The organism is Ruegeria sp. CDSB013 (assembly GCF_059611165.1).
This window is the reverse complement of sequence record NZ_JBXWPA010000010.1, coordinates 178,270-202,801: the sequence shown is the minus strand read 5'-3', so window position 1 is coordinate 202,801 and position 24,532 is coordinate 178,270. Positions and strand designations below refer to the sequence as shown.

24 protein-coding genes are annotated in these 24,532 nt (G+C 57.2%); 10 read left to right on the top strand and 14 right to left on the bottom strand.

All coding sequences use genetic code 11. The annotated features are described in order from the left end of the window. Positions 1–588 precede the first annotated feature (588 nt). From AC2FJF_RS17350 to AC2FJF_RS17315, 8 genes are all read right to left on the bottom strand, one after another. The gene (locus tag AC2FJF_RS17350) at positions 589–1,734 is read right to left on the bottom strand and encodes a serine hydrolase domain-containing protein (RefSeq protein ID WP_282119703.1); all 1,146 of its coding nucleotides are present in this window, start codon (positions 1,732–1,734) and stop codon (positions 589–591) included. Next, positions 1,731–3,821 carry an acetate--CoA ligase family protein gene (locus AC2FJF_RS17345; RefSeq protein ID WP_496726482.1) on the bottom strand — a complete coding sequence of 697 codons (2,091 nt, stop codon included), beginning with the start codon at positions 3,819–3,821 and terminating at the stop codon, positions 1,731–1,733. Before AC2FJF_RS17345 ends, AC2FJF_RS17350 begins: the two co-directional genes overlap by 4 nt. Further along, positions 3,818–4,978, bottom strand: coding sequence for an acyl-CoA dehydrogenase family protein (locus AC2FJF_RS17340; protein WP_199913573.1), 1,161 nt, complete (start codon positions 4,976–4,978; stop codon positions 3,818–3,820). Before AC2FJF_RS17340 ends, AC2FJF_RS17345 begins: the two co-directional genes overlap by 4 nt. Positions 4,979–4,990: 12 nt before the next feature. Next, a complete protein-coding gene (locus tag AC2FJF_RS17335) occupies positions 4,991–5,788 on the bottom strand; it encodes an ABC transporter permease (protein WP_108862254.1) in 798 nt (265 codons plus the stop codon). After that, positions 5,785–6,633, bottom strand: coding sequence for an ABC transporter permease (locus tag AC2FJF_RS17330; RefSeq protein WP_058272685.1), 849 nt, complete (start codon positions 6,631–6,633; stop codon positions 5,785–5,787). Before AC2FJF_RS17330 ends, AC2FJF_RS17335 begins: the two co-directional genes overlap by 4 nt. Positions 6,634–6,695: 62 nt before the next feature. Further along, positions 6,696–7,802 (bottom strand): extracellular solute-binding protein, encoded by a 1,107-nt coding sequence (locus tag AC2FJF_RS17325; RefSeq protein ID WP_058272769.1) that lies wholly within the window; start codon positions 7,800–7,802, stop codon positions 6,696–6,698. Positions 7,803–7,880: 78 nt separating this feature from the next. Continuing rightward, positions 7,881–8,882: an ABC transporter ATP-binding protein gene (locus AC2FJF_RS17320; protein ID WP_282119701.1), complete on the bottom strand. Its 1,002-nt coding sequence runs from the start codon at positions 8,880–8,882 to the stop codon at positions 7,881–7,883. Next, positions 8,875–9,765, bottom strand: coding sequence for a beta-keto acid cleavage family enzyme (locus AC2FJF_RS17315; RefSeq protein ID WP_058272684.1), 891 nt, complete (start codon positions 9,763–9,765; stop codon positions 8,875–8,877). Before AC2FJF_RS17315 ends, AC2FJF_RS17320 begins: the two co-directional genes overlap by 8 nt. A 132-nt stretch (positions 9,766–9,897) precedes the next feature. On the opposite strand from AC2FJF_RS17315, the gene AC2FJF_RS17310 reads away from it, so the two are divergent. After that, the gene (locus AC2FJF_RS17310) at positions 9,898–10,941 is read left to right on the top strand and encodes a GlxA family transcriptional regulator (protein WP_496726481.1); all 1,044 of its coding nucleotides are present in this window, start codon (positions 9,898–9,900) and stop codon (positions 10,939–10,941) included. Here the strand turns inward: AC2FJF_RS17310 and AC2FJF_RS17305 are convergent. From AC2FJF_RS17305 to AC2FJF_RS17290, 4 genes are read right to left on the bottom strand one after another with little or no spacing between them, the layout of a single operon-like run. Beyond that, on the bottom strand, positions 10,938–11,888 hold the full coding sequence (locus tag AC2FJF_RS17305; RefSeq protein ID WP_282119699.1) for a 3-hydroxyacyl-CoA dehydrogenase NAD-binding domain-containing protein: 951 nt from the start codon (positions 11,886–11,888) through the stop codon (positions 10,938–10,940). The two genes, AC2FJF_RS17310 and AC2FJF_RS17305, sit on opposite strands and share 4 nt — an antisense overlap. Further along, positions 11,885–12,688, bottom strand: a complete 804-nt coding sequence (locus AC2FJF_RS17300; RefSeq protein WP_108862257.1) for a carnitinyl-CoA dehydratase — start codon at positions 12,686–12,688, stop codon at positions 11,885–11,887. The genes AC2FJF_RS17305 and AC2FJF_RS17300 overlap by 4 nt, the downstream gene beginning before the upstream one ends. A gap of 4 nt (positions 12,689–12,692) precedes the next feature. Further along, on the bottom strand, positions 12,693–13,733 hold the full coding sequence (locus AC2FJF_RS17295; protein WP_282119698.1) for an LLM class flavin-dependent oxidoreductase: 1,041 nt from the start codon (positions 13,731–13,733) through the stop codon (positions 12,693–12,695). A gap of 11 nt (positions 13,734–13,744) precedes the next feature. Beyond that, positions 13,745–15,226: an aldehyde dehydrogenase gene (locus tag AC2FJF_RS17290; RefSeq protein WP_282119697.1), complete on the bottom strand. Its 1,482-nt coding sequence runs from the start codon at positions 15,224–15,226 to the stop codon at positions 13,745–13,747. A 142-nt stretch (positions 15,227–15,368) separates the two neighbouring features. Between AC2FJF_RS17290 and AC2FJF_RS17285 the strand changes: the two genes are divergently transcribed. From AC2FJF_RS17285 to AC2FJF_RS17250, 8 genes are all read left to right on the top strand, one after another. Continuing rightward, positions 15,369–15,767, top strand: a complete 399-nt coding sequence (locus AC2FJF_RS17285; RefSeq protein WP_282119696.1) for a RidA family protein — start codon at positions 15,369–15,371, stop codon at positions 15,765–15,767. Then, entirely contained in the window at positions 15,760–16,560 is an 801-nt protein-coding gene (locus AC2FJF_RS17280; protein ID WP_496707697.1) for an alpha/beta fold hydrolase, read from the top strand. The genes AC2FJF_RS17285 and AC2FJF_RS17280 overlap by 8 nt, the downstream gene beginning before the upstream one ends. Further along, on the top strand, positions 16,557–18,656 hold the full coding sequence (locus AC2FJF_RS17275; RefSeq protein ID WP_282119694.1) for a CoA transferase: 2,100 nt from the start codon (positions 16,557–16,559) through the stop codon (positions 18,654–18,656). The genes AC2FJF_RS17280 and AC2FJF_RS17275 overlap by 4 nt, the downstream gene beginning before the upstream one ends. 13 nt (positions 18,657–18,669) lie before the next feature. After that, positions 18,670–19,272 (top strand): amino acid synthesis family protein, encoded by a 603-nt coding sequence (locus AC2FJF_RS17270; RefSeq protein WP_058272677.1) that lies wholly within the window; start codon positions 18,670–18,672, stop codon positions 19,270–19,272. 578 nt (positions 19,273–19,850) lie between these two features. Beyond that, positions 19,851–20,366 (top strand): DUF805 domain-containing protein, encoded by a 516-nt coding sequence (locus AC2FJF_RS17265; protein ID WP_496726480.1) that lies wholly within the window; start codon positions 19,851–19,853, stop codon positions 20,364–20,366. A 73-nt stretch (positions 20,367–20,439) separates the two neighbouring features. After that, positions 20,440–21,210: a hypothetical protein gene (locus tag AC2FJF_RS17260; RefSeq protein WP_496726479.1), complete on the top strand. Its 771-nt coding sequence runs from the start codon at positions 20,440–20,442 to the stop codon at positions 21,208–21,210. Next, complete coding sequence (locus AC2FJF_RS17255) at positions 21,194–21,760, top strand: hypothetical protein (RefSeq protein WP_496726478.1); 567 nt, start codon at positions 21,194–21,196, stop codon at positions 21,758–21,760. The genes AC2FJF_RS17260 and AC2FJF_RS17255 overlap by 17 nt, the downstream gene beginning before the upstream one ends. A 29-nt stretch (positions 21,761–21,789) precedes the next feature. Beyond that, complete coding sequence (locus AC2FJF_RS17250) at positions 21,790–22,092, top strand: hypothetical protein (protein WP_496726477.1); 303 nt, start codon at positions 21,790–21,792, stop codon at positions 22,090–22,092. 64 nt (positions 22,093–22,156) lie between these two features. Here AC2FJF_RS17250 and AC2FJF_RS17245 read toward each other — a convergent pair whose 3' ends face one another. Both AC2FJF_RS17245 and AC2FJF_RS17240 read right to left on the bottom strand, forming a co-directional pair. After that, entirely contained in the window at positions 22,157–22,618 is a 462-nt protein-coding gene (locus AC2FJF_RS17245; protein ID WP_496726476.1) for a hypothetical protein, read from the bottom strand. 264 nt (positions 22,619–22,882) lie between these two features. Further along, positions 22,883–23,806 carry a sulfotransferase domain-containing protein gene (locus tag AC2FJF_RS17240; RefSeq protein ID WP_496726475.1) on the bottom strand — a complete coding sequence of 308 codons (924 nt, stop codon included), beginning with the start codon at positions 23,804–23,806 and terminating at the stop codon, positions 22,883–22,885. 279 nt (positions 23,807–24,085) lie between these two features. On the opposite strand from AC2FJF_RS17240, the gene AC2FJF_RS17235 reads away from it, so the two are divergent. Next, complete coding sequence (locus AC2FJF_RS17235; protein ID WP_170491477.1) at positions 24,086–24,475, top strand: GFA family protein; 390 nt, start codon at positions 24,086–24,088, stop codon at positions 24,473–24,475. The last annotated feature ends 57 nt before the right edge of the window (positions 24,476–24,532 follow it).

The following is a 24,532-nucleotide window of genomic DNA, read 5'->3' as shown; positions in this document are numbered from 1 at the left end:
TGACTTCGGAGAGAACCAAGACCCCGGCGGACAACAAATCCAACGCCCTTGACAATACCGCGATCAGAGAACCGCTTCCCGCCCTTCGTGACGGATGCCGCACCTTTCATGAATGAGCAGATTGGGCTCGAAGCAGACATGCGGCAGTGCAGCGGTCGAAGGTTGAGCCTGTTCCCGTAAGCAGACTTTAGGAAAAACGAGATGACCCGGCGATTTCATCGGCTTGGCCAATCGTGCTGACATTCGTCTTCCACAAGCCACCCTTCGCACAAACCGGGCTGATCGACGGCTCAGAGCCCAAGAATACCGGATGCTGCACCTCGCACCAATGGCTTGGAATCGCGGAAAGCCGACATTGGCTCCAATCAAGGCGGCACATTACCGGGCATTCATTTGTGATGCCCAAAAAATTTCTGATTTCAACGAACCGGTCGTTCGTTCATGAATCTCAGAGCTTCGCAAGAGGTAGCCTGAAAACAGAAGGATACACACGCGCTGCGTCAGGAAAAGTGTTCTTCCAGATGTCATTTATGATAACGGGCGAACTTGGAAAAGATGGCGCGAGACATTTGCTACTATACCTGAATCCTATGCGGTTTCGGCGCAGCAGACGTGTCGCAGAACCTGCGCGACGTTGCTCATGAAGGTGTCATCATACCCGGCGTCGTTTTCGAGAACGCTCAGGAACGCGCATGACGTGCCAGTGACCGTGTCCACCATCAGGAACTGGCCACCGTAACCGGCATGCGCAACCACCCGTCCGTCGGTCATGATATGGTTGGAGTAGCGCAGCCATTCTTTTGGCGGTGTCAGAGATGGTGCTGAGCGGGTCAGGCTTTGGCGGAGGAAATTTGCATTGGCACATGCGTTTCCAGACAGATCAAGACCGCCGCGCGCAAGAAATAGGCCAAACCGTGCGAGATCCCGAGCACTCAGGCAACCCCCACCGGAAAAGGCAGGGAAACCATCTTTGCTCAGGCTGATGTGAAAGGCGCCCTCGTAACCAACGGCATCTGCAATCCGTTCAATTTGTGCTGTAAGTGGGACGGGGCAAACCTGCGCTGCGATCAATGTCAGCACATCTGTGTTGGCCGACTTGTACTCCGCTACTGTTCGCGCCTCTGTCTCTCTGAACCCCCTAATTCTGGAAGCAAAGTCCTTGAGCGAGATTTCCTCCTGATCCTCGGTGGGTAGGCGCCAGCCCAGGGCAATCTCTTCATCATAGCAATCCGCATGCGGGTCATCATAGTCTTCGGTAAAATCATTGCTGACTGCCATATCCAGGAGAGCCTGAACGTTAACCTCGCGGTAGCCAGATCCAATATCGGGCAAATACTGTGCAACCTTTGCGTCAGGCGAGACGAACCCTTGGCCGATCAACTGTCCCATAATCAGGTGAATGTGCAGTTTTGTAATGGATTGGATCGAATGCGGTCGGTCTGTCCCAAAATCTGGTGCGGCCTGTTCCATGATCACCTGCCCGTCCCGTAGGCAGCAAAACGCAGAGAAGGCGGGATGTGCCAGAAGGTCCGCCAACGCGGGCACGGTTGCTGTCAGGTCCTGGTGGGCCTCTTCGAGCATCAACACATTTCGCGAACGCACCATCAGGGTGCGTCGGAACAGGCGGTGCGCGTTGTGAAATCCATGGCGGCGGTGGGCAGGCTGATTCCAACGCTGCTTGTTGTCTGGCCCCACGGTCAGATCGGGGTTGGGGGCTACCTTCAACCTGCTCATGTGCAATTCTCGTGGATCAACGCGTCGACGGCGACAACGTGGTCAGCATAGACAAACATCGGATTGATCTCAATTTCGCTGACCTTTTCGCGGGCCTGCAGGAAAGCATCACAAAGGTCGTTCAGCACGGTGACCACCTTGTTTATATCGGCGCGTGGACGGCCTCGAAAGCCTTCCAACAGGTGAAAAATCTTGAGCGATTTCAGAGCACTGGCGATATCGTCCTGCGTGGAGGGCAGAAGGACCGTTGTGGCATCCCCAACCAGTTCGGTCAAAACTCCGCCACTGCCCAGCACCAGTGCTGCGCCAAACTGCGGGTCATTGCGCAAGGTGACAATCATCTCTGCAACAGGCGTGGGCGACATGGCCTCAATCAGGTAGCTATCGCTCACGGCCTGCTTATCATAGGCAGTGACAGCCGTGTTCATTTGATCAAGTGCTTGCTTTAACGCGGCGCCATCGGCAATGCCCAGAGCAACCGCGCCTGCCTCACTCTTGTGGGCCAGCCGGGTAGACATCATCTTGAGCGCGACCGGATAGCCGATCTTTTTTGCGGCCACCTCGGCTTTTTGAGCCGTCGTTGTCCGGCCCGAAGGGATCGTGAAACCGCGCTCTGCAAGCCAGGCCTTGCCCGCGTCCTCAGTCAGCATGCCGAGTGAGCCAGGCGGGGTTCCGGCAATCAGTGGCTCCGGCCTTGTCGCCAGAATGCGATTACGTCGCGCGGCCCAAATGCTGGCGCTTTGCATGGCGTTGAGCGTTTCGTGAATGCCCTGCATCGGCGCGACTCCGATCGAGATCAGATAACGGCGGGTGACCTTGTCCAGATTCTCCGGCAGGGTCGCACAAATCGCTGCCGGGATTCCGCGATCGCAGGCAGCCTGTGCAAAGGCGCTGGCATCGTTTTGGTAATAGATCTTGGAGGCATCTAGCCCTTCTGCAGGATAGTCCTGCACCAGAACTGCCGCTTCGGCCCCTACGGCGTCCATCGCTTTGACGAAGACCGGATAGGTCAATTCGGCCTGCCCCCAGATCGGTGTGGTGTAATCCAGCGGGTTTGACACTGTTGCGATGTCTGGCAGCAGATCCACCAGGGCCGCATGCTCCGTTGCGCGGACAGCCGAGAACGTGAGCCCGATCTTTTCCGCGTGATCGGCCAGCATCGTCGCGCCGCCCCCCGAACAGGTGAAACCCGCAACGCTTGGCCCCTTGGGCGCGCCGACCACACAAAGGTACTTCAGCGTTTCCAGAAACTGCGCGGGGCTGGTGACACTGATCACGCCCGTGCGCGCAAACAACGCCTCATAGAGCGCGTCTGACCCCGACAGCGATCCCGTGTGACTGACAGTCAGAGCTGCGCCGATTGAAGAGCTGCCTGTCTTGAGCGCAACCACAGCCACGCCTCGCTCAATGGCTTTCAGGGCGGCGCGTTCAAAGGCGGGAATATCTTGAAGGCCCTCAATATGCAGCCCGATAGCACGCACTGCCGGGTCATCAGCGAAGGCGTCAAGAAAGTCCTCTAACCCCAGAACCGCCTGATTGCCTGCCGATACCATATATGCCAGTGGCAAGGAGCGCGCAGACATGGTGATGTCAGAGGAAAACATGCCCGATTGGGTGACAATCGCTGCACCGTAACCGGGTGACCAGCCACCGTGTTCGAAAGACCAAAGTGCTGCGTTGTCGATGTAGTTGATCAAACCGTAACAATTGGGACCGATGAGGGCCATGTCACCGGTTGCCTCGATCAGCGCCTGTTCTGCCGCCGCATCGCCGGTTTCCTTGAATCCTGCAGAAAAACAGACCACGCCACCGACGCCCATCTCAGCCAATTCGCCCAATGCGGCGACAATACCACCTGCGGGAATGGCCAGATAGACAGCATCAGGCGCTTCAGGCAGATCAGCGATACAGGGCACGCAAGGCACCCCCTTCAGATCTGTTCGCCTGGGGTTCACCGCCCACATTTGCCCTGCAAACCCACGCCTGCGCGCCTCTCTTACGGCAATGGTCGCATCCCGCCCGCCGATAAAAGCGATGGAGCGCGGCTTGAGAAGCCGCTCAAAGTTGGCGCGTCTCTTTGGGGTCATGCACCCAGGGGCCGCAGGATGGAGCGTGTGATGATGTGGCGTTGAATTTCAGAGGTGCCGTCCCAGATCCGCTCAAGTCGGCTGTCGCGCCAGAAGCGTTGGATCGGCATTTCCTCCATCAGCCCCATGCCACCGTAGATCTGCACCGCATCATCGGCGATCTTGCCCAGCATTTCTGAACAAAAGACCTTGATCATCGCCGCATCCGCATCGCTCATCACGCCCTGTTCGGCACGCGCCACGGCGTCTTTGACCATTAGGTCGGCTGCGCGCAATCCAATAGCGCCATCTGCAAGCCGGAAACCGGTGGCCTGAAACGCCCCGATGGGTTTGCCAAACTGCTTTCGGGACGCGGCCCATTCGGTGGCCATCTCCAGTATGCGCTCCGCCTTGCCACAACAGGTCGCCCCCACCCAGATGCGCCCCATGCCCAGCCATTTGCCAGAGAGTTCAAGACCACGCCCTTCTTCCCCCAGCACCTGCCCCGGACCAAGGCGCACATTATCGAAGTGCAGTTCAAACGTCTTGTAGCCGCGATAGCTGACACATTTGGTGCCTTCGCGGCAGTCAAAGCCCGGTGTGCCAACGTCCACCAAAAAGGCCGTCACCCGTTTGCGCGGTCCACGTGGCGTTTCGTCAGCACCCGTCGCAGCAAAAACGATCGCAAAATCGGGCATACAGGGGCCAGAGATGAAATGCTTTGAACCATTCAGGATCCAGTCATCTCCATCCCGCCGGGCGTTGGTTTTCATACCCATTACGTCCGACCCCGCGTCCGGTTCCGTCAGGGCGAACAACTCTCGTTTTTCACCGCGCACCGCGGGGAAAAGGTAACGTTCGCGCTGATCGCCCTCGCAAGCCATGAGCAGTTCCGTGGGACGCGCAGCCCAGCTTTGCAGGGCATGGCTGGTCTTGCCGTACTCGCGTTCAATCAAGGACATAGGCCCGTAACCAAGGCCTCCGCCCCCGACCTCTTCGGGCAAGTTGCAGGCAAACAGTCCCAACTCCTGGGCCTTCGCCTCAATCTGACGGCCAATCTCTTCGGGGACATAGCCCATCTGGTCCACTTCCTCCTCGTGTGGATACATTTCTGTTTCCACAAAGCGGCGGACGGTGCTGATCAGCAGGTCGGTTTCAACACTGGCTTCCATGTTCATAAGGCGCCTCCTTTATGGGGCTTCGGACTTGTCGTTACGACGGGACATGATCGAAAAGATCACGAAGGCAATAAGCGTGATGGCGATCAACACCACAGCGGCGGCGGCTACCGTCGGATCGGTGTTTTCGCGGATGCCGTTCCACATGCGGCGCGGCAGGGTGTAGACGGTGTATTTGGAGATGAACAGCGTCACGACAATTTCATCCCAGCTGAGAATGAAGGCAAAAAGCGCTCCGGCAAAGACCCCCGGTTTGATTGAGGGCAGGATCACCAGGCGCATTGTGGTCCAGTTCGAAGCACCAAGGTTCTTGGAGGCTTGTTCCAATTTGGGATCAAAGGTCGCCAGCGAGGCGCTGACTGTGATCAGCACCATGGGGGCTGCCAAGATCGTATGCGCGAGGATCAGCCCGGCGTAGCTGTCCAACAGGCCAAGCGGGATCCACAGTCGATAGAACGCCATGGCAGAAATGATCTGCGGGATGATCAGCGGCAGCAGCAGGAAGGCGCGCATCAGCTCGGAATACTTTGAGGATACCCGCCACAGGCCAATGGCACAGAGCGTGCCAAGGAATGTTGCCAGCAGTGAGGTCGAGACTGCGATCACGCCACTTTGGAAAAAGCTCGACAGCCATTCCTCGGAAGTGAACAGCTTTTGAAAATGGCGCAGGGACAATTCGCCCTTTGGCATAGACAGAAAACGCTTTGGCGTCAGTGATACGGGAATGGCGATCAGCGCGGGCGTCACCAGAAACAGCAACAAAACCCATGCGCCCACGCGGTTGAACTTGGAGAACAGACCTGATGTCATCGTGCAGCCCCCCCAAACACGGTGCTGAGCTTCATGAAACGCGACATGATCCACAGCATCGCCAGAACGCCCGTCAGCATGATTGCCGCCAGCATCGCGGCTGTGCCCCACTTCAGGGTGACCAGCAATTGCACAGAAATGTACTCTGCCACCATGAGCACTTTGCCACCGCCTAATACGGCAGGGGTGACGTAAAACCCAAGGCTCAGGATGAAGACCAGCAGGGTCGAAGCCACCAACCCTGGCAGGGTCAGTGGCAGGTAAATGCGCCAGAAGGTCTGCGTGCTGCTGGCGCCCAGATTGCGCGAGGCATCCATCACACGCGTATCAAGCGATTGCATCGAGACCAGCAGTGGCAGTACCGCATAGGGGATCATGTAATGCACCATGCCGATCAGCACGCCCAACTCATTGCGCATAAAGGCGATGGGCTCGGCAATCAGTCCAATGTTTTCCAGCGTACCGTTCACCAACCCTTTGCGCCCCAGCAGCATCAGCCAGCTAAAAGTGCGCACAAGGATGGAAATCCAAAAGGACACAAGAAGCAACGTCAGCATATAGTTCTTCTGGCGTTGGTGGCAGTGCACCATGGCATAGGCGATGGAATAGCCCAGCGTGACACTGAACATCGTGGTGATGATGCAGATGCGCACCGTAGTCCAGACAATGCGGATCAGCGCATCGCTTTCCGCCAGTTTGGCGTAATTACTCAATCCAGGTTCCGGGTCCGTGACGCTGAGCCACAGGATGTTCAGGATCGGCCCCAGATAGAGCGCTATGACCATCAGCATCAAAGGTGCGATGATCAGCCAGCCGGGGTGGATATGTCGGGTGAAGGCTTGCATGAAATGTCCTGGGCCAAATCGATGGCCGCCCGCAGGAAGACACGGGCGGCTATCAGGCGTGTTTAGCTGATCGCCTCAAGGAAGGCGTTCACCGCATCACCGCCGTTTTTCCCCCACCAGTCGGGATCGTTATAAACGATTTTGTCGATGTTCATTGCCGAGGTGATCGCATAAGGCTGCTGATCTTCGGGGATCTGGCCGAAGGCTTCGGGGTTAGAGGGCGTCATACCAAGGCAATCAAGCAGCGCCAGCTGTGCAGGCACCTCTTGCGCTGTGGCGATGAAGTCCATTACGGCCGCACCTGCGGGGTTGCCCTTGGGCACGATATAGGCCCCCGGCATCGCCATGGCCTGATTGTTCACCAGCTTGTAGCGCCCATCGGTGTCATTTTCGATGTTACGTCCCCGGTTCTGCCAGACCATGCCGAGCGAGACTTCGCCATTCACTACCATGGAATGCGCCTCGGACCCTGAGCCCCAGTAAAGGCTGTTGTCCTTGATCGATTTGATCTTGGCGAGGGCGCGATCCATGTCCAACGGGTAAAGCGCATCGCCCGCAACGCCATCCGCCATAAGTGCTGCTTCGAGCGAGCCATTGGCCCATTTGTACAGCGAGCGCATGCCCGGGAATTTGGCGGTATCAAAGAAATCCGCCCAGTTCTGCGGGGGATTATCGCCATAGGCTTCGGTGTCATAGACAAAGGCATAGCCATAAAGGATGATCGAAACCCCATATTCCAGCGCATAGCCTGGCAGGGTCTTTTCCTTGGAAACAACAGAGTAATCAATTGGTTCCAGATGGCCTGTTGGCCCAAGGGACACGGCATTGAAAAGGTCTGCGTCCGCAACGTCGGCAGTGACATTGCCGCTGTCGACCATTTCCTTGATCTTGCCTTCCAGAGGGCCGGAGGTGTCAAATTTCAGTCCCTTGCCAGTCTTGGCGGTGAAGGCATCGCCAATGGCGGAGCCGTGGCATTCTTCAGACTGGCCACCCCAGTTCCACATCACCACGTGATCAGCAGCGGCTTCGGCATCACCTGCCATCACGGCGCTCATCGCCACGCCCGAGGCACCACAAAGCGCCAGGAACGTGCGGCGATCCATGCGGCCTTTCTTGTAGGCCTGCGCGCTGTCTTGCAGCATCTCTTTCTTGAATTGTCTATCGTGCATTTTCATCCTCCTATTGGGTTCGGGAGTTCCCGGACTTTTGCTCAATGGCACCTTTTGGCGGCACACGTTTTTGGGGCTTTAGCCCGTTTGTAATTCCACAGCAGCTTCGTCTTTCCACAACAGGTCCACGGTATCGCCTTCGTTCAAGGCTTCGCTGTTGCGCCAGACATCGATGTCCACTTCGATTTCGGTACCATCGCTGGCATCCACGATGACGCGCTGCATTGAACCAAAGTAGGTAATAGAGCGCACCACCCCACTCGTCTGTGCCTCCGCATGGCCCGCGCCTTTGCGCAGGTCGATTTTTTCGGGACGCAGGGCGTAAGTTTTGCCGTCTTGCTGAATGAAGTTGGATTTGCCCAAGAAACTGGCCGTGAACTGGTTCACTGGCCGCTCATAGAGCTCCTGAGGCGTACCAATCTGTTCAATCGCCCCGTCGCGCATGATCACGATGCGGTCCGACATGGACAGCGCTTCTTCCTGATCATGGGTGACGTAGATGAAGGTCGTGCCAACTCGGCGGTGAATATCCTTGAGTTGCTCCTGCACCTCGACCCGCAGTTTCTTGTCAAGCGCGCCAAGCGGTTCGTCCAACAGCAACACCGGTGGCGCAAAACACAGCGCACGTGCCAGCGCGACGCGCTGTTGCTGCCCGCCGGACAGCTGCCCCGGCTTGCGGTCCGCGAAATCCTGCAGCTGAACCAATTCCAGCATCTCGTCGACCCGCGCCCTAATCTCTGACGTGGGACGTTTGCGCACACTCAAGGCGTATCCGATGTTGTCTCGCACGCTCATATGGGGGAACAGCGCGTAGCCCTGAAATACCATGCCAAAATTGCGTTTTTCCGCGGGGGTTTGCGCGATGGAGGACCCATCCAGCGCAATGTCCCCTTCAGAGATATCGAGGAACCCCGCGATCATCATCAACAGCGTGGTCTTGCCCGACCCCGAGGGGCCCAGCAGAGTCAGAAACTCACCTTTCTGAATATCCAGACTGATGTTGTTGACTGCCCGGAATGTCCCGAACAGTTTCGAGACATTACGCACCTGCAAACTGCCTGTATCGGCGAGGTCAGCCATCCGCGCCTCTCAACTTCAGCTTGTTGCGCGCCTCTTGCGGGGTCAGCACACGCCCCCCCATGCGCTCAATGATCTCGCGGGCACGGGTGACAAGCTGGCCGTTGGTCGCCAGAACCCCGCGCTCCAAATAGATGTTGTCCTCCAGCCCTACGCGCACATTGCCACCCAACGCGACAGAGGCCGCTGCCATGGGCATTTGACCGCGTCCAATCCCGAAGCTGGCCCAGCTGGCCCCGGCAGGCAGTTGCGCTTTCATGGCAGCCATGGTTTCGACGGTCTGATCCGCGCCCCAGGGAATGCCCAGACAAAGCTGGAACATGGGAGGCGCATCAATCAGCCCCTCATCCACCATCGCCTTGGCGAAGCGGATATGGCCAAGGTCAAAGACTTCCAGTTCCGGCTTCACCCCCCATTCCTGCACCAATGCCGCCATACGCCGCAGTGTTGGCGGGGTAGAGATATAGATCATGTCCGTGTCAGAGAAATTCAGTGTCCCGCAATCCAGTGAACATATATCGGGCAAGCATTCCTTGATGTGAGCGAGCCGTTCCTCGGGGCCGATCATGTCCGTGCCGGGGCCCGGCATCGCTGGGTTGGCCGGGTCCGAGATCCAGTCGCCGCCCATCCCGGCGGTCACATTGATCACCACATCGGTGTCACTGTCGCGCACCCGGTCCACGATTTCCTTGAAAAGCTTCGGGTCGCGTGAGCCTTGGCCCGTCTCGGGATCACGCGCGTGAATATGCGCGGCGGAGGCCCCTGCCTTGGCCGCCTCAATCGCCGCATTAGCGATCTCTTTCGGCGTGACGGGCACATGCGGACTTTTGCCCGTGGTATCGCCCGCGCCAGTCACGGCGCAAGTCAGGACAACCTCATAGTTCATCTGGCAAACCCCCTATTTTTTTCAGCTTGACGCGGGAAAGGGTAAGAAAGATGTCGATTATCCGACAGTCTTTCGGCTATGCTGGCGAAAAATCGCACTATGCAATCTGGACTTTAGCTCATGCAAATCGACATGACCCAGCAGACGCCCCGCGCTGTGCATCATGCCATTTTTGTGGTGGTCCCACGGTTCAACATAACCACATTGATCACCATGACCGAAACGATGCGGATCGCGAATTATCTTTCGGCAGAGCCCCTGTTTTCTTGGGACATCGTGTCCTTTGACGGCACTGAAATCGTGGCCAGCAATGGCATGACAACCCGCGTTTCAGCAGAGCAGGACAACCTGCCGCCAGCGGATTACATTTTTGTTTTGGGCAGCTGGGGGACGGAGCATTACGATAACCGCGCGCTTACCGCTTGGCTGCGCAAGCGCGCGCGGGCGGGGAGCAGTATCTGCGGGGTTGAGCTTGGCTGCTATATTGTCGCGCGGGCGGGTCTGTTGGACGGAAAGCCGGCGACGATCCACTGGTCCTGGCTCAGCGGTTTTCGCGAAAGCTTTAACCGGGTGGATGTGCAGGAATGCCTGTTCACCATCGAGGGCAAGATCATGACCTGCTCGGGTGGGCTCGCGGGCGTGGATCTAATGCTTCGTTTGATCGAGCGCACCCATGGCAGTGGCTTTTCGGGCGAAATTGCCGATCAAATGTTGCATCACCCGATCCGCAACGCGGGTGCGTCACAGCGGTCCACCATGGGGCGCAGCACGGAGACCATGCTGCCGCTGGTGCGTGAGGCGATGACGCTGATCGAAGGGAACATAGAAGAACCGCTCAGCGTGCCGGAGATCGCTGATAAGCTGGATGTCTCGCAGCGACAGCTAGAGCGGAAATTCAAGAAACACGTCGGTTGCACTGTGGTGCAGTTCGGTTTGTTGCGACGGTTGCAGAATGCGCGGTTGCTGCTGATCTCCACCGATCTCAGCGTGCGCGAGATTGCCACCGCGTCAGGGTTCAACACCCTGTCACATTTTGCCTATTCCTTTGGCAAATTCTTTGGTCGCCGCCCTTCGGAATACCGAGAGGCATGGCCTGCAAATGAACCGGCGCCGAGTTGGCCCGGTTCCCTGTCAGATTTCCTTTCAACGCTTAAGGAGATTCCGGGCCGTCCCTAATCCAACCGCGCCTCGCGCAACGCGCGCAACACTGCGACAATCTCTCGATCGCGCTGCGCGGCCATATCCTCAAAGTGGCGATCTCCGGCGATGTCATTGCAACCATCGACCATGCGGCCACGCAGCTCTCGGGTGAGTTCTGGTGCCTCCAGCCGAGTCCAGGGCAGCTTTAGCGCGGGGCCAAACTGATCCAGATTGGTCGCCATGCCGCCCGCGCCACAGGCCACGTGAAAGGCCATACACTGACCTTGGGACACCATGCGCGGCGCAGGCCCATTCATCAAGGCAATGTCGATGTCTTCCGGCGTCGCCTCGCCATTGGCAACCATGTGCAAGGCCTCGCGCCAGAGCGCTTCTTGCAGGCGCGTCGCGACGAAGCCGGGGATTTCTTTTTTCATCAACAGCGGCGCTTTGCCCGCAATTTCGTAAAACTTCCCGGCCCATACCACGGCATCCGGCGCAGTTTTGTCACCGCCCACAATCTCGACCAGCGGCAGCAGGTAGGGCGGATTGAACGGGTGTCCGATCACGCAGCGTTCAGGGGTCGCGCATTTGGCTTGGATCTCGCTCATTGTCAGACCGGAGGTTGAGGAGCCGATGACAACGTCAGGCGGCAGCACCTCTCCCATCTGTGCGTAAAGCGATTGTTTGATCTCCAACCGCTCCGGTGCACTTTCCTGCACGAACTGCGCACCCTCCAGCGCCTGTTCAAGGTCGGTGACAATGCGGAGACGGTCCAAAGACGCGCCCTCAGCCAGCCCCAGATCCGTCAGACTGCCCCAGGCGGTGTTGAGGATCGAATGGAATGCTTCAGTTTCACTGGTGTCATGCAGATAGGCCGTCACATCATAGCCACGGGCCAGAAAATGCGCCGCCCAGCCGCCGCCAATTGGGCCCGCGCCAATGCTGGTGATGCGGGTGACGCTGATAGGATCAGGATACATCATTCACCTTTGAAGTTGGGTTCGCGCTTTTCCACGAAAGCCGCCACCCCTTCGGCAGCATCATCTGATTTGAGCATCTTGCGATAGATCGGCATCGGGTCCGTGCGCATCTTGTGAAACGCCTGCTCCAGTGGCACGCATTCGATTTCGCGCTGCACCTCTTTGACGGATTGCATCGCAAGCGGTGCCGACCAGGCAATCGAAGCCGCCCATTCGCGCGCAGCATCCATCAACTGCTCTTTCGGCACCACCTTGTTGACCAGCCCATAGTGCGCTGCTTCCTGCGCGGTCATGCGGCGGCCCAGCAAGAACATCTCCATCGCAATGTTGTGCGGAATGCGGCGCGGCAATCGTTGCAGCGCGCCCGCGTCCGGCACGATGCCTAGGGGCATTTCCGGCAGCCCGAATTCCACGTGATCGGCGGCGATCAGCAGGTCGCACCCCAACGCCATCTCGAACCCGCCACCAATGGCCAACCCATTGATCGCAGCAATTACGGGCTTGTTCAGCGCCCAGTTTTCAGTGAGCCCGGTGAAGCCGCCAAAGCCGTAGTCATCGGTCTCCCACCAATTATCGAGCTGCATCTCTCCGTCATTGAGCGCCTTTAGGTCCCACCCAGCCGAGAATATCTTCTCTCCACCACCGGTCAGGATCGCGCAGCGCAGATCCTTGTCTTCGTGCAGCTCCTGAAAGGCTGCAGCCAGCGCCTGTGACGTGGGCACATCAATGGCATTCACCTTGCCGCGCTCCAGCGTGACTTCCAGAACATGACCCTCGCGGTGAACCTTAACGCCGTCTGACATCTGCTTATCCCTCTTTGAATTCTGGCATTACTTCGTTGACGAACATGCGCAGGGATTTCTGTTGTGAAGCGTGATCGAGCCCCATGGAGGCGTAATAGATGTACTCATTCACACCCAGCGCCTGATAGCGCTTCAGCTTTTCGATGACCCGGTCGGGAGAACCGAACATCAAGTTCTCCTCCAACATCACGGGGTCGTATTGTTCCCGTCCCTCCAGTTCATCCAGCGGGATGGAGGCGGGGAAGCCGTCCTTCACATCGCCCAGATTGCGAAACAGGTTTTCGAACTGGCTCAGCAGGCGGCGGATCGCCCGCATCGCGTTTTCACCATCGGCTGCGTTGTCATAAACGCATGAATGGCGCATCAAGGCGAAGCGTGGCACCCAGCCGTTGTCGGCCTTTTCAATCGCCTCATCCAGTTGTTTCTTGTAGAGTTCGGCCTCTGCAAAGGGACGTGTGAACGGCCAGCAGTTCACATGGCACCTTTCCCGCATAGCGTAGTCATAGGTGATGGGTGAGCGCGCAGAGACCCAGACCGGCACCTCCTTCTGAAGCGGCTTTGGCACTGAGGTCGAGGTCGGGAATTGCCAGTATTCCCCGTTGTGTTCGTAGTCGCCCTTCCAAAGCTCACGCACCGCAGGCAGCATTTCCTGCATGTAACGCCAGGCATCAGATTGCTTGAGCCCCGGTCTCATTCGGTCAAACTCGCGCTGATAGGCCCCCGAACCGATGCCGAATTCCAACCGCCCGCCGGTGATCAGATCGGTGAACGCCGCTTCGCCCGCCAGGTTGATCGGGTGCCAATAGGCCGCCGTCGCAACGGCCGTGCCCAGACGGATGCGGCTGGTTTCGGCAGCCCACCAAGTAAGGATCTGGAAAGGGTTTGGCGCGATGGTCATTTCCAACGCGTGGTGCTCGGCGGCCCAGACGATATCAAACCCACCCTCTTCGGCGATCTGCACCATCTCCAGCGTGTGACGGGCGACATCCTGCATGTCCAGATTGTCGTCGATCCGCTCCATGTTCACGGCAAGTTGGAATTTCATTGTTCTCTCCCTCAACGCATTACAAACGGATTGGCCATCGGTTCATCAGACGTGTTCATCCAGATCGTCTTTGGGCGGGTATAGTCGTAGATCGCCTGGAACCCGCTTTCGCGGCCATATCCCGATCCTTTGTTGCCCCCGAACTCCGCAATCGGAGACACCACCCGATAGGTGTTCACCCAGACGATACCGGCACGCACTGCCCCCGCCATGCGCAGGGAGCGCGCGCTGTCGCGGGTAAAGATACCTGCTGCCAGCCCATGTTCGCTATCATTGGCCAATGCGAGCACCTCTTCCTCGGTTTTGAACCGCTGCACCGACAGAACCGGGCCAAACAATTCAGTGTCGACAATGCGCAGATCCTGACGAGGGACTTCGATGATCGTGGGTTCATAGAACAGGCCAGACATCCCCTTTGGCTGCTTGCCGCCGACCAGCACTTTGCCGCCTTCTGTTTGGGCATGCGCCACTTCTCGTTGGATATGCTCTAACTGTCCGGTGGTGCACAATGGCCCCATCTGGGTCTCATCCGCCAGCGGGTCCCCTATCACGATCTGGCGGGCCAGCGCGGTCATCTGCTCAAGGAATTGATCGGCAATGTCTTCGTGCAGGTAAAGCCGTGACCCAGCCACACAGCTTTGCCCCGTGGCGCCAAAGATGCCCGCGATAGAGGCGTTTACAGCGCTTTCGATATTGGCATCGTCAAAGACGATGAACGGGGATTTGCCCCCCAATTCCAACGACACTTCGGCAAAATTTCGTTTGACGTTCTCCAGCACATGCCGCGCGGCATTTGGCCCTCCGGTAAAGGACACACGGGCCACGAGCGGATGACCTGTGAGCGCACGGCCGCAGGGCTCCCCATGGCCGGTGATGATGTTGACGACGCCGGGGGGAATGCCCGCCTCTTCAATCAGCTTACCAAACTCCAGCATCGCCGCACTGGCATGTTCAGAGGCTTTCAGCACGACGGTATTGCCAGCCGCAAGCGCCGGGCCAATCTTGACGGCCACCAGAAACAGTTGCGAATTCCACGGCACCACGGCAGCCACCACCCCAAGGGGTTCACGCCTCGTGAAGACGAACATGTCGGGTTTGTCGATGGGCAGTGTTTCGCCGCTGACCTTGTCGGCACAGCCTGCAAAGAAGTGAAAGAACTCGGCGATATACGTCGCCTGCCAGCGGGTCTCCTTTAGCATCTTGCCGGTATCAATGGATTCCGTGCGCCCCAATGCTTCTGAATGTTCCGCCAGCAGATCGCCCAGCTTGCGCAGGCACTTGCCCCGTTGCGTCGGCGTCATGCCTGCCCAGGGTCCGGTTGTGAATGCGGCATGTGCGGCCTCAACTGCACGGTTCACGTCAGCCTCGGTCGCTTCGGGCACACGGCTCCAGACGTTGCCATCAGCGGGGTTCACGCTGTCAAAGGTGCCGCCGTCCTCTGCATCACACCACTGTCCGTCGATCAGCATTTGGTAGTTGGTGATTTCACCCATGGCCTGCATCCCCCCTCTGTTACCCTCTCATTCATCTCCGCTTTTGCGTCACATGTGCACGAAATTACGACAAAGGTTGTCGAAAAATCTGAAAGCGCTTTTGATGGATCAAGGCAGGCTTGCCGCAAGGGAGGCCGTATTTATGGCGAAGAAAAAGCAAGTGATTGGCGGCCCGCTTGAAATTGGCGGGCGGGTCTTGTCCCTGTCGCGTGCCATACGGGCGGGTGATTTTGTGTATCTGACCGGGCAAATCCCCATGAAAGATGGCGCGCCTATGACCACCGGCACGGTAAAGGAGCAAACCCGCGCCGTGCTGGATGACATCACCGCCACGCTGGCGCTGGCGGACTGCACCCGCGATGATGTGATCAAAGCGATGGTTTGGTTGCGGGATCGCAGCGACTTTCCCGGTTTCAATGCGGTCTACGGGGAGTACTTTCCAATAGAACCGCCCACTCGGTCGGCGGTGGTCAGCGATCTGCTGGTCGATGTCCGGGTAGAGGTCGAGGTGGTCGCCTACCGCCCGTTAGACGATGCTTAAGGCGCCTGATGGTACTGCCTACAGCTGGGCTGGGCCTGGGGTTGGGCCGGTCGTGGTGATGATCCACGGCCTGGGTCTGAACCATGACTGTTGGCAGTGGACGACCCCCGCGCTGAGTGATCAATACCGCGTGCTGCACTATGACCTTTTCGGACATGGACAAAGTACACCGCCGCCCGCGAGGCCGAGTCTATCGCTGTTTTCGGATCAACTGGCGGCCCTACTGGATCACTGTGATGTCCGCTCAGCGACCTTGGTGGGGTTTTCCCTTGGCGGCATGATCGCGCGTCGGTTTGCGCAGGACCGTCCGGCCAGGGCGGACGCACTGGCAATCCTGCACTCACCCCACAAACGCACCGATGCGGCTCAGGCTGCTATTCTAAAACGTGTCGATCAAGCCCGCCGAGACGGACCACAAGCCACTGTGGAGGCCGCGTTGGAACGCTGGTTTACGGCAAATTTCCGACAGGCCAACCCGGCAATGATGGACACCGTGCGCGGCTGGGTAAAGGCAAACGACATTAGCATTTATCACACGATCTATCGTGTATTGGCGGATGGCATCGACGAAATCGTGGCCCCAACGCCGCCCATCAGCTGTCCTGTACTGGTGATCACCGGCGACGAAGACTATGGCAACGGCCCCGAAATGACCCGCGCCATAGCCGCAGAGATTGAGCAATCAAAGGCTGTTATCCTTTCGGGTCTCCGTCACATGGCGCTGGCCGAAAACCCCGACGCCGTGAACGCCCCCCTGCGCGGCTTTCTTGATGGTCTGGAAATGGCCATATGAGCACACAAATCCTGAAAGGTCTGCGCGTGCTTGATCTGAGCCGCATGTTATCCGGCCCTTACTGCACCATGCACCTTGCGGATCACGGTGCAGAGGTGATCAAGATCGAAGCGGGTACGGGCGATACGAGCCGTGGCAATGGCCCATTCCGCGACGATGATCCCGATCACAACTGGGCCGGTTACTTCGTCAGTTTGAACCGCGGCAAGAAGAGCATCCAACTGGACCTGAAATCAGATGGGGGAAAGAACCAGTTTCGCGCGCTTGCCGCCACTGCGGATGTCATTGTCGAAAACTTTCGGCCCGGCGTGATGGATCGCCTGGGCCTTTCTTATGAAACACTCGCCGAGCTGAACCCAAGAATCGTCTATGCGGCAATCAGAGGATTTGGCGATCCGCGCACAGGGACAAGCCCATATGCGCACTGGCCGTCCTATGACGTGGTAGCGCAAGCTATGGGCGGATTGATGTCCATCACCGGGCCGAACGCCGACAGCCCCACCAAGACCGGCCCCGGCGTCGGCGACATCTTCACCGGCATGATGATGGCTTTTGGCATCATGGCCGCCTTGCGCGAGGCGGAAGCAACCGGCAAAGGACAGTTCGTCGACGTGGCCATGTACGACGCCATGATCTCTTTGTGCGAGCGCATGGTCTACCTTCATGATTACACCGACAAGGTGCCGGGGCCCGAAGGCAACGGGCACCCCTTTCTCAGCCCGTTCGGATTGTACCCGGCAGCGGACGGGCACGTGGCGCTTGGCATCGTCGACGATGCGTTTTGGCGCCGTTTGACTGAGCTGATGGGGAAGCCTGCCCTTGGTACTGATCCCCGGTTTGCCTCGCGCAGCGCACGGGCTGCCCACGCGGGTGAGGTTGACCGCCTGGTCTCAGGCTGGTTCTCAAAGCTGAGCAAAGCTGAGCTGACCAAAACACTGGGCGGTGAGGTTCCCTTTGGCCCATTAAACACCATTCAGGACATTGCCCGCGACCCCCATATCGAGGCTCGTAAAATGCTCACACAGGTGCACGGCCCGGATGCTGAAACGAGGCCCTGGACGGTTGCCGCCAACCCGCTGCGCTTTGGCGCGCACGGGCATGGGACATTGAACCCGCCACCCGCTCTGGGGGCGGACAATGACGTGCTTGAGACCCTGACGCCAACCTCATCACCCATGGCACCGGAAACCAAGCGCACCCTGCGCGACGCCTTTGGGCGTTTCGCCACGGGGGTCACGGTTGTCACGACCCGCCAGTCTGACGGCACGCCGCGTGGCTTTACGGCAAATTCCTTCTCTTCTGTCTCGCTCGACCCACCACTCTTGCTGGTCTGCATCGGCAAGGCTGCACTTTCCTGCGACACATTCGCAACCTGTGATCATTTCACGGTCAACATTCTGGCAGATGATCAAAAGGAGGTTTCGGGCCTCTTTGCCTCGCAGTCGCCAGAGAAGTTCAACAGCGTCAAATGGCATCCCAATGCGCAAGACATGCCCGTTATCGATGGTGCCCTTGCCAGCTTTGGCTGTGCGCAACATAGGCTGGTGGATGCAGGGGATCATCTGATCCTTATTGGTTGTGTGCTCGACTTCGAGACATCCGATGGGGATCCTCTGGGGTACTACAAGGGCGCATACTTTGATCTTGGGTTGGACCGTGCGGTGACCGAAGCAGCAACCAAAGGTGATGTGACAATCGCGGCTGTTTTGGCACACGAAGGCGGGTTGCTGCTGAAAGAAGAGGCTGACGGAAGTGTGACGCTGCCATCCGCGTCCTCGACACAGGCCTTACTCAAGGCTCTGGGCGATGAATTGATGAAGGCAGAATTGACGCAACTTTATGCTGTCTATCAGGTCACGGAAACGGGTGCGCAACGCATCGTCTATCACGCGCGCGTGCAGGGCGATGCCGATACCGGGTTGACGTTTTTCTCCCTTGATATCTTGCCACTGTCGCGGGTGTCCGACGATGCCGAGCGTTCTCTCTTGCGCAGATACGCGCAAGAGCACCGGCATGGCACCTTCGGCATATATCAGGGAACCGAAGTCGAAGGCGTTGTGCACAGACTGTCCGGAAATCACAAATATCACATCTGACAGGAGAATTCCCATGATACCCGAACTGCGCAAAGTCATTACATTTGACGAAGACATCCATACCGAAGGCGGACGTGCCTCTGACCCTGTCTTGCGCATGATCGGAGTGGCAGCCGTAGTGGAAAACCCCTGGGCGGGGCGTGGGTTCGTCGAAGACCTGCAGCCAGAGATCCAGCGCATGGCTCCCGTTCTGGGCAAAATGCTGACCGATCGCCTGATTACATTGGCAGGTTCGGGCGACGCAATAGAGGCCTACGGAAAAGCCTGCATCGCCGGAACCAGCTGCGAAGTGGAGCACGCTTCGGCGCTGATCCACACTTTGCAGTTTGGCAATTTCTACCGCGAGGCCGTTGATGCCAAAAGCTATCTTGGTTTCACTAACACGCGCGGACCGGCAAACACCCAGATCCAGATCCCGTTGATGGACAAACATGATACGGGTCGGCGCTCGCATTATCTGACCGTTCAGTTTTCCATCTATGACGCACCTGATGTGAATGAACTTGTCGTCGCATTGGGGGCCGCGACCCGAGGACGTCCACATCATCGTATCGGAGATCGATATTCTGATCTTGCAGCCTTGGGGCGCGACGTAGAGAACCCTGCCGGTGTTTGAGCAGACGCGATCTGCACGCGATCAAACCAAGGCGTGCAATGACCTCGCCCAAACTATAGAGGTGGGTTTGGACTACCCTAGTGGGAATTTCCCAAGCTATGAATAAAAAGGCGAACGTCGGCTTCGGTGGCTCGATAGTTGCCCATCGCCCTCGCAGCGAAAGGCCACTTTAGCCCGACGTGCTTTTCGCTGCGGGTGCAAAGCACATGAAGCGGTCATTGAGAGCGAAAAACTTAACGGCAGGTCTGTCCGCAACTCAGACGCTCGATGCTCGCGCAGCGAACGACCGATTTTGAGTTGCCCCGATTTGGTAGACTTGAACGTCCGCTTTCGGGAAATCGCGCTGCAGTGCCGCGAACTCTCCGGTGATTTTGTTGGTGAGGAGGCGCGATGTTTGCGGCGACAGCATCCGGCAGCTTCGTCCGCAAAGCGGATTTCCGGTAATGGCAGAACGAACGTCTACTTTGCGGACGAAGCCGCCTGTTGCAGTTGCAGCATCTGAGTAGGTTGACCAAAGCTTGCAAGTTGTCTCCTCGTGTCAGAAGGTACCTGTCGAAGTAGTCAGGGAGAACGCAGACATGGGTTTCGTCGATGCAATAAAGACATGCCTTGCAAAATACTTCGTTTTTTCCGGGCGCGCGGCGCGGTCCGAGTACTGGTGGTTTGTGTTGTTCCTGGTTGTCGTCAGCGTTGTCTTGGCAGTTATCGACGCCTCCCTGTTTGGCACGGACCCGGAAACTGGAGAGAGCAGCCAAGTCCTCACCCCGATATTCCAACTTGCCGTTGTCGTACCCATGCTTGCCGCTGGATGGCGTCGACTGCATGACACCGGAAGACCAGGCTGGTACTTGCTTTTGCCTGCAGCACTAAGCATCGCAACCATGTTCATGCTGTTCAGTGGCATCGCTGTATTTTCGGTCCTCGAGCAAGGGACTGACGACCCTGAAGCGTTGAGAGGCCCAGCGGCACTACTTGGCGTCACTGGTTTGATGGTTGTGGGAGTTCTTCAACTGATACTCTCGGTGCTGATGATCTGGTGGCTAAGCCGACCATCACAGGAAGGTACAAATGAATATGGTCCGCCCGCGGGTTAAACTTATGACGTGGACAATTAGTGCTTTCGCAGTGACATTGCGAAACATGGCTAAACTGCCAATGGGGTTATCTATGAAGAGGCATCTAGTCGCCGGCACGGTCCTTACAATCATGCTGTCAACACCTGCGATGGCTGACTGGAACTTCAGTGGGCCGCCGAATGCCAACGCCTTCATCCAGACCGACAACATGACGCTGGAGTTGCAATGCGATCGGGTCCGTTTTGCGCCAGCAGGTTATGAGGACTCGCAAGACATCGTTTCCAAGCAAGGCCTGTCCTTTCGGTTCATGAAGGATGGTTCGACCGAGGTAGGTGCGTTTCAGGCAGGATCGATGAATGCGGATATCTCTCTCGTCGACAACTATCCTGTTGAGGTCCGTTTCTTCGATCAGGGCGACTATGATTTCGTTTTGGATCAGATCGCGCAGAACGCCGTTCTGAACCTTTCGATGGCTGACCAGGATGTCTCTTATGGCATCTTTACGCTCAAAGGATCATCTGCAGCGGTCAGATCCCTGCGCGCTTCCTGCGGCTCCAACGCTTCGACTTCACAGAGCATAGAGGCGCCAGAAGGCATTGTGTATTGCGGTGGCGGTGCCGTGCAGAGGGTCATCGAATACGCGATAGTAGGTAAATCAGGCGACCAGTGGGATGCCACTGTGATCGTCAATGGTAAGACCATTCGGGCGATGACTTCATATAGCTTCTTCGGAAACTCCGAACCACCAGCAGGCTTCCAGGTGGCGCTCCTGGGTGAAGATCGGTCAGAGTTCCTCGTCTTCAGCGATGGGGGCCGGAACTGGATCGAGTTTGGCGATTACACCTATGAACAGTGCAATTGAGCCGCACGAGAAGGCCGGAAATACAGACATGGTGAGCCGACTAGCTGAAAAGGGAAAACGCGCTTGTGTCGGCACAAGATTGGTTGTTTTCTGTGCGATCTCCGCAGCTTTCAACACTGCTTCGGCTCATGCGCAGGACTTGTCCGGTCTGCCCACACAGTTGCTCGAAAAAGTCGAGGCCGCGCAGCAGGCATGCTCCGATTTCGAGAATGGACAGTTCGCCCTTGAATTGGGAGCCATTCACCGCGTCGATCTCGATGGAGACATCCAGCGGGACTGGGTTCTGGACGAGGCGGGGTTTGCCTGCTCCACCGCCGTGTCGCTCTATTGCGGGACAGGCGGTTGCATGTCTCACTTTCTGATCGAGGATCGTATGTTTTCGCTTCTCAATCAGGGATGGGACATGGCGAACATTGGTCCATTCCGCGTGCTTTTGGCGGATGTGCATGGCTCGCAATGTGGTGGGATCAACCCAACGCCCTGCGTCGTGGCCAGTGTCTGGGATTCAGATGAAATGGTCTGGCGTAGCACGGGTGCAGAGTGGGAGTAGAATCTGTGGAGAGGAGCCTCGAAAAGGTCATGCGTGCCATCTGTGCCTGCGCTTTGGCGCTGACGGTGACGGGATGCGTCGAAACCGTTCCAGAGGTCGCGATCAGCGAACCTGACCCTGAACTGAACTTCGTTCGCGGTTACCGAAGCGTTGCGGACGAGTGCCAGCTTGTCGGCGAAACGGCGTTCACTGTCGATTTCCTTGACGATGCGGCCGATCTTGTGACCTGTCCGACGGGAAGTGAAGCAATGGCAAGCCTAATGGCGGAAACGGGAGCGCCCGTAATTACCCAGACCAACAGCTTCTCGTTCTACAGCATTTCATACCGCTGAACCACATGCTTGCACTGGACTTTGAATGGTCCTCTCTGTCGATGAGTTCAGAATAACTGCGGGACTACCCCCTAACATCCATCGAGAAGAAATATGTCGCGCACAACGCTTGATCGGCAATGCCTGAAGGTGGTTCCATGCCAGTAAACATCGCTACGCCAAGGTAGGTGAACCCGGAGCTGTCCTCACTCCAGGCTGCCATATACTTGACGGGTTGGTCGCCACAGAGCGTGTTTCCCTGCCTTAGTGGGCCTGCATCGCCTGATACACGAAACACCTGAGCAACAGGCACGTCGCCAGACGCACCCCAATTGCTTGAACTCTTGGGGTCATGAACTTCGAGATCAAGAAACCTGCCGGTCTCAAAGACCATCCGCTTGGTAGACAAGATTACTGGCCCGGTAATCGCCATTGACGTTTCGCTGGAAGGATTGAAAGCCCTAGAATCCTCAAAGAGCGGCTGGGATGATGCTGGCCCCCCCAATATCCCCATAGCCATTGGTAGCATCAGGATCGATCGACGCATTTGCTTCTCCATTTTGCGAAGTGGTCTGACAACCTTAAACATCCTTTTGCTTCGTCGTCGAATGCAGCCGAGAGTCCTAGCCAATCGTTTCGAATGCTGCGCACGCGACCAAGGTCTGAGAAGGGCTCAGAGCAGCCATTCGCTGCGTTCCGTCTAACTGGCCTCTTTGCGGACCAAGCCGCCTTTCGTGATGCATGCCACAATCTCGAAAGAGACGGAGCTATTATCCATGAACTTCTTGGGGGGGCTCAGGCGACTTTCATATCAGGGGAGTTCGCCCCCTTCGTAAAGCCAATTGACGGCGGCTGCATTAGGAAAAATCTGACTGCCCACTTCACGCAGGTGCCGGGATATTTCATCCGTCATACCGTCGGCCCTTGCTTTGCCAACTTGGCCCTTGCGGATCATTGCACCAGAACTAAGGATTGGAACCTTGCCAGCTGTGCTCGCCTCAAATTTGCTCTCATTTTCCTTCATCCACGAGAACGATGTGTATTCAAGGATTTTGGCCCATTGATCGTCGGTCGGTTCTTCGCCTAAAAATTCAGCTATCCTTCGGACAGATCCCTCATGGTCTTGTTTCATATCCGCAAAATGGATGAACATGACGTTTGGCTTGTGCCGAAAAGGCCACCACGCTGCCAGAAAACCAAAGAAGGCGCCCTGCATGCCATTGCCATCAACAACCTCGGAATAAAATGATGGAAAGTCTGGGCGACACAATGCTTCCCTTGGCATCTCCCAGAGGTCGAACCATTCGTCTGTGTGCTTGTCGAGGAATGTCTTGAAAGAAACGACTCCTTCTTCGGGATTCCGGAAAACAACAACGTATTTCACGTCTTTGCCCGACTCAGCGGCCTGAAATGGGACACCTGGAGGTGCGGAATGCGTCTTAAACGCCCTGCGAGTTTCAGTAGGCATCGCGGCCACTCGGTCCACAACATCCTGATGGGACTGTCCTGGGTAACCCAAGAACTCAATCCAAGGGACTTGCTCGTAAACGTCACGAAATTCAGCAGTCCCACCAGTCAGCAGTTGATGAACAATATTCATTGTCCAAGTTGTGCCGCTTTTGATCGGCACCGAAATGACGACGTCTCCATCGCGCCACTCGATCATCTGCTGGATCTCGGGCCGGATCCATGGAGGTCCTGCGAGGGGCTCATCGTGTTCCAAGGCATCGCTCATCTTGTCTCTCTCCCTATTGGCCAACCCCCAAGACGTGAGGACACCATTTTCTGTTCAGTCTTCCATACCATGCATGCGGAACGCCTATTCTTGTCAGACATTGGTATTCCTCAGCAGCGTGTTTCTAAAGCACACGGCTGTTGTATAGCATGGGTTGGACAACAGTTCCGCCCTGGGCTCTTAGCAGCCGTTCGCTGCACACGGCGTGAACGACTGCTACGCGGACATTGCTGACATTTTGAGAAATCCGTTTTAACGTTTCGAAGCGGAGGAGCAGCGATGTCAGAGCGATTGTTTGGTGGGTGCAAATGCGGGTCGGTTCGCTATGAAGGCACCCGTTTGGATGCACCCATGTTTCGTTGCCACTGTCGTGATTGCCAACAACTTACTGGATCGGGCCATTCAGAGATGGTGCCTCTCGCACTCGATGACTTCACGATAAGCGACACCTGCAAAACATACGAGATGTTGGGCGGATCTGGTCAATCAACCTTTAGCGGGTTCTGTCCGACGTGCGGGTCTCAAATTACGCGCAACAGCCAACGGATGAGCGACCGGATCTACGTACACGCGTCTTCATTGGACGATCCCGGCAAGTATGATCCAGAAAAATCTATTTACCAGAACTCTGCTCAGGAATGGGATGAAGCGGCGATCCTCAAAGGGTGAAAAGGGCTCTGAGCGGAAGATGAACCGGAGATTTCGAATGTCTGCTTGGGAGTGGCG